This is a genomic window from Bacteroides sp. RTP31139st1_H2_RTP31139_211217 (genome assembly GCF_040227615.1).
Taxonomy (GTDB): domain Bacteria; phylum Bacteroidota; class Bacteroidia; order Bacteroidales; family Bacteroidaceae; genus Bacteroides; species Bacteroides uniformis.
In genome coordinates this window covers 1,859-6,194 of the sequence record NZ_JBCNZM010000221.1, presented here as the reverse complement: position 1 = coordinate 6,194, position 4,336 = coordinate 1,859, and the positions used below count along the sequence as shown (strand labels likewise).

The following is a 4,336-nucleotide window of genomic DNA, read 5'->3' as shown; positions in this document are numbered from 1 at the left end:
AAGAACAAATTTGCTTATGTTTCAAATCTTTTCTGTATCTTTGTATGTTGGGAGAATTAGTTTTTATGGTGTAACTTATATTACAATGGCTTGGAAGAAAATAAATATTCAGCGTGAAAATGGAGAATGGGTTGATGCCCAGGCTCCAGAGATTATTTCTGCGAGTAGGAGCACTGACATTCCTGCCTTTTATGCCGACTGGTTTTTCCACAGATTGGAGATTGGATATTCTGCATGGCGCAACCCTTTCAATGGAGCAAATAGCTATGTTTCTTATAAAGACACACGCTTTATCGTATTTTGGTCCAAGAACCCGAAACCTTTGTTGCAACATTTAGCCAAATTGAAATCCCATTCTCCCAAAATAGAGTGCTATATTCAGTACACACTAAATGATTATGTGACAGAAGGGTTGGAAAAAGGCGTACCGCCATTGGATGAGCGTATTGAGACGTTCAAGACTCTTGTCAAGAAATTAGGAAAGGGAAGAGTTATTTGGAGATTTGACCCATTAATCCTTACAGACAGAATATCGCAAGATGACTTGCTCTGCAAAATTAATTATATTGGCGACAGGCTACTTGGCTATACAGAGAAGTTTGTGTTCAGTTTCGCCGACATAGGTTCTTATAGGAAGGTAAAAATCAACTTGGAACGAAACGGAATCAACTACCATGAGTGGACAGAGACGGAAATGGTTGATTTCGCAAGAAAACTGTCTGAGCTCAACAAAAAATGGGGATATGAGCTGACGACGTGTGGAGAGAAGCCGGACTACAAGAGATTTGGGATTGTTCCGAATCATTGTGTAGATGACAATCTGATGATACGTTTCGCTTGGAAAGACAGCATTTTGATGAAAGTGCTTGGAGTAGAGGTGAAAACAATCGACAATGGTTTGTTTGGAAGTTCTGAAATCCCGACAAATGCCATTATGCTTGACACAGATCACTATGCTGTAAAGAAGAAAGACAATGCAGACAAAGGGCAGCGTGAGCTATGTGGTTGCAAGATAAGCAAAGACATCGGTCAATACAACACCTGTGCACATCTTTGCGAATATTGTTATGCGAACACGAGCAAAGAAACGGCTTGCAGAAATTACCGTACAGCGAAGGAAAGTGGATTAACATCAGAGGCAATAACTAGTTTATGAAAGATATAAAATTGATGATTGAAGAATATAAGAGTTGCTTATATTTTAACGAGGATCGATACCTTGACGCATTACAAGGAGACCCTATATCAATATGTGATATTGGTACAGACTTTGCACGTGAACAGAATTATGAGAATGCGGTACAATGTTGGTTATATCTTGATAGAAACAACAAGGCAGATGCCTCTACATATTGTAATCTTGGTGTTTCTTATTATTACGGGAACAGCATTACACAAAACATTGAAAAGGCTGTTCATTATTATCAAATAGGTGCAGCAAAAGGTCATGCCTATTGTCAATATAATTATGCGGTCGCTTTAGAATATGGTAAAGGGGGTAAAGAAAACAAGGAGAAGACCATAGATTTTTATCATAAAGCGGCATTGCAAGGAATAAGCGAAGCAATTGATGCTCTATGCCGATTAGGTTGTTATGACGAAATGCATGGATTGGCATTTTATCATAGACGTTTTAAAGGAGTAAGTGAATAAGTGATAATTATGGCTGAATACTATTTTAACTTACCTCCGATAACAACGCTGACAATTCCGCAGCAAGCGGCGTTAGATGATCCAGCGCAGATTGCCTTGTCTGGTGGACCAGGAACAGGGAAATCGGTTGTTTCGCTTTGGAGGCACATCTCAAACCATATGAGTAATCCTGCTAAAAAAAGTTTGTTGTTGACTTACACGACAACATTGAAAGAATATTTGAAAGCTTGCTGTAGAAGTCAGAATGAAGATGCAGCAAAAATGGTTGCGACTTCACTTAAGAGTCGAGATAAAATCCACAAGTACAAATTTGCGGAAATAATCATTGACGAAGCTCAAGATTTGGATGAAGGCTACTATCATGGTATTTTGTCAAATGTGTCATACGGAGCTGACGATTCGCAGATTCTTTATCCAGACCACTGTTGTTATCAGTCGCAGTTGACAAGTCTATTTCCCGACAATGTGGAGCATGTCCTAAGCAAGAATTTCAGAAGTACTCAAAAGATTATGAAATTTGCGAAAGCAACTTTTCCGGATGCCGTAATTCCAAGAGAGATAATTGACGGATTGGCAAGCAATATTGGGGAACTGCCTGTGTTTATGGTTTCAGATGGTATCAGTCACGAACGAACAGACGACAAACAAAACAATGCAATATTAGAGATAATAAACGCTTTTAAGTCAGATACACACAATATTGCTATTCTTGTCCCTTGGAAAAGTGAAGTTCAAGTATTTGAAAACATTCTTAAAGGAAAGGTTGATGACTTTTCTCTTTATTATGAGAACAAAGAAAGATTTCCTGATGGTTGTGCCACCATTAAGAATGTGCATATAACGACTTTCAAATCGGCGAAAGGATTGGAATTTGATACAGTCATTATTCCAAATTTTGATATTCTGAAAAGATTGCCAATAATTATCCAAGACAGGGACACTGGTGAGAATAAAATTATTTGCGATTGGAAGGATTTATATGTTGCTTGTACCAGAGCAAAAAGCAATTTATATCTGATTAGTAATTACGACATACCGAGCCTGAATTCGGTAGTTGATAAAACTGTATTGTAATATGAGAACCTACTATTTCCCTATAAAGTCTGAGTGCCTCGCACACTATTTTGGTTGCGCTTGTCTTAAGCCAAGTAAGTATTTCATGAACAAACCGCAGGATATCCAGAACTCATTTGAGAACTTCTTGCTTATAACAACAAGCAAGGGGTGCATTGAATGCAACTGTTGCCTAGAGATTGTCTTGACGAATGAAGAAGAAACGGAGCTAATATCAGCGGGCGGAACGTGGTACTTATTTGGATCCTCTTTGCCTATCACCCGTGTAAAAAAGATTCACTTCACAGAAGAACAGCAGAAAAACAGAACCCTAACTAACATTAGAATGGGAACGGCATTCGTTCCTGATTCAATTGTTGGTGCAGTTTGTACTTTCGAAGATGCTTCTGTTAAAGAAGTTGAGGCACCAAAAGATTGTTATGTCAAAAACCAGGTGAAAGAGATAGAACTGTATGATCGTATCCTTGGAGCTTTAATTATAATGAGATTGGCAAGGGAAAAGTATATGAATTTCTCAGAGACATACATTGAGACACTTGCTGTTTTTAATAAATTGATTGCTAACACACTTGTCAAAGTGGGGAAAAGTTCTAATGACCAATATTCTGGACTATTTACGCAATCAAAAAGCTACGCTGGTTTGTTACCTTATTTAAATAAGCAGATAGATATTGACGATGTAAAGCAGATGGCAAAAAACGAGAATCAATCTGTGTCTCAAAATAAAACTACAAGAAAGATAGAATTGGATAGTTTAAACAAACAGACATATATCTTAGCTGTATTAGCGAGCTATGGAGTTGGATCTGAATCAAAAAGAGACAAAATTGACGGATTGATCCTTTCTAATTTTGAAGGTATTAAAAGTGCACAATTAGTCGCATTATGCTTTGGATATAACCGTGGCTACAATGTGTTCAGTAGTTTTTATGGTACATCAGAAAGTAACAGAATTGATGTAAAGTTTCGCCTTGATTCGCAATTAGATTATTACACGATTGAGAGTGTATATCAGTTTGTTTTCAATAAGAAGATTTCTGAAAATCTCGATTATTTGGACTTATGGTGCAATAAACAACATATACAAAATATAACAACAAAGACAGACTATTGCGTATTAGATACAATTGTGAGAGGTAAAAAAAAAGCAAAGGTTGGTTCCAAAGAGTGGTGGAATTCTTTTTCTCAATTTTGTCAAAGGATTGACGCTGTTTCTCTTCTTCAAACACCCTTGTCAATTCTGCTCAACAAAGTTGCAGAATATGTCATTCAAGAATGTATTGAAGAAAAAGAAGCGGAAATAACAGAGATAAAAGCTCAATATGGAGAAAAAAATGGTAGTTTGAAGGGATTGCAAAAGACGTTGGAAAACCTTTCTGAAAGCATGACAAATGAAGAAAGATCTGATAACGTAAGTCGTGAAGACATCATAAAAGAAATTTTTTCCTATTTTGATAAAGACGACAAGGAATTAAATGCAATTCTAAAACGTTTAGAAATAACATCAAAAGGCTTGAAGAAGCACGAAAAGATATTCCAAATCTTAATGACAAAAAAGCAAGATATTTTCAACAAAGAATAATTATGAATTTCTTCTATAACGTATATG

At 36.7% G+C, this 4,336-nt stretch carries 4 protein-coding genes; all 4 read left to right on the top strand.

Annotation, left to right across the window (positions count from 1 at the left end; translation table 11 throughout):
- The first annotated feature begins 85 nt into the window (after positions 1 to 85).
- Genes ABUA47_RS22280 through ABUA47_RS22265 form a run of 4 tightly spaced genes read left to right on the top strand, consistent with a single transcriptional unit; the run spans position 86 to position 4,309 of the window.
- Positions 86 to 1,156 (top strand): DUF1848 domain-containing protein, encoded by a 1,071-nt coding sequence (locus tag ABUA47_RS22280; protein ID WP_055285028.1) that lies wholly within the window; start codon positions 86 to 88, stop codon positions 1,154 to 1,156.
- A complete protein-coding gene (locus tag ABUA47_RS22275) occupies positions 1,153 to 1,653 on the top strand; it encodes a tetratricopeptide repeat protein (RefSeq protein WP_055285005.1) in 501 nt (166 codons plus the stop codon). The genes ABUA47_RS22280 and ABUA47_RS22275 overlap by 4 nt, the downstream gene beginning before the upstream one ends.
- A 9-nt stretch (positions 1,654 to 1,662) precedes the next feature.
- Positions 1,663 to 2,727, top strand: a complete 1,065-nt coding sequence (locus ABUA47_RS22270; protein ID WP_117574234.1) for a 3'-5' exonuclease — start codon at positions 1,663 to 1,665, stop codon at positions 2,725 to 2,727.
- Position 2,728: 1 nt separating this feature from the next.
- Positions 2,729 to 4,309 carry a hypothetical protein gene (locus ABUA47_RS22265; protein ID WP_055285003.1) on the top strand — a complete coding sequence of 527 codons (1,581 nt, stop codon included), beginning with the start codon at positions 2,729 to 2,731 and terminating at the stop codon, positions 4,307 to 4,309.
- Positions 4,310 to 4,336 lie beyond the last annotated feature (27 nt).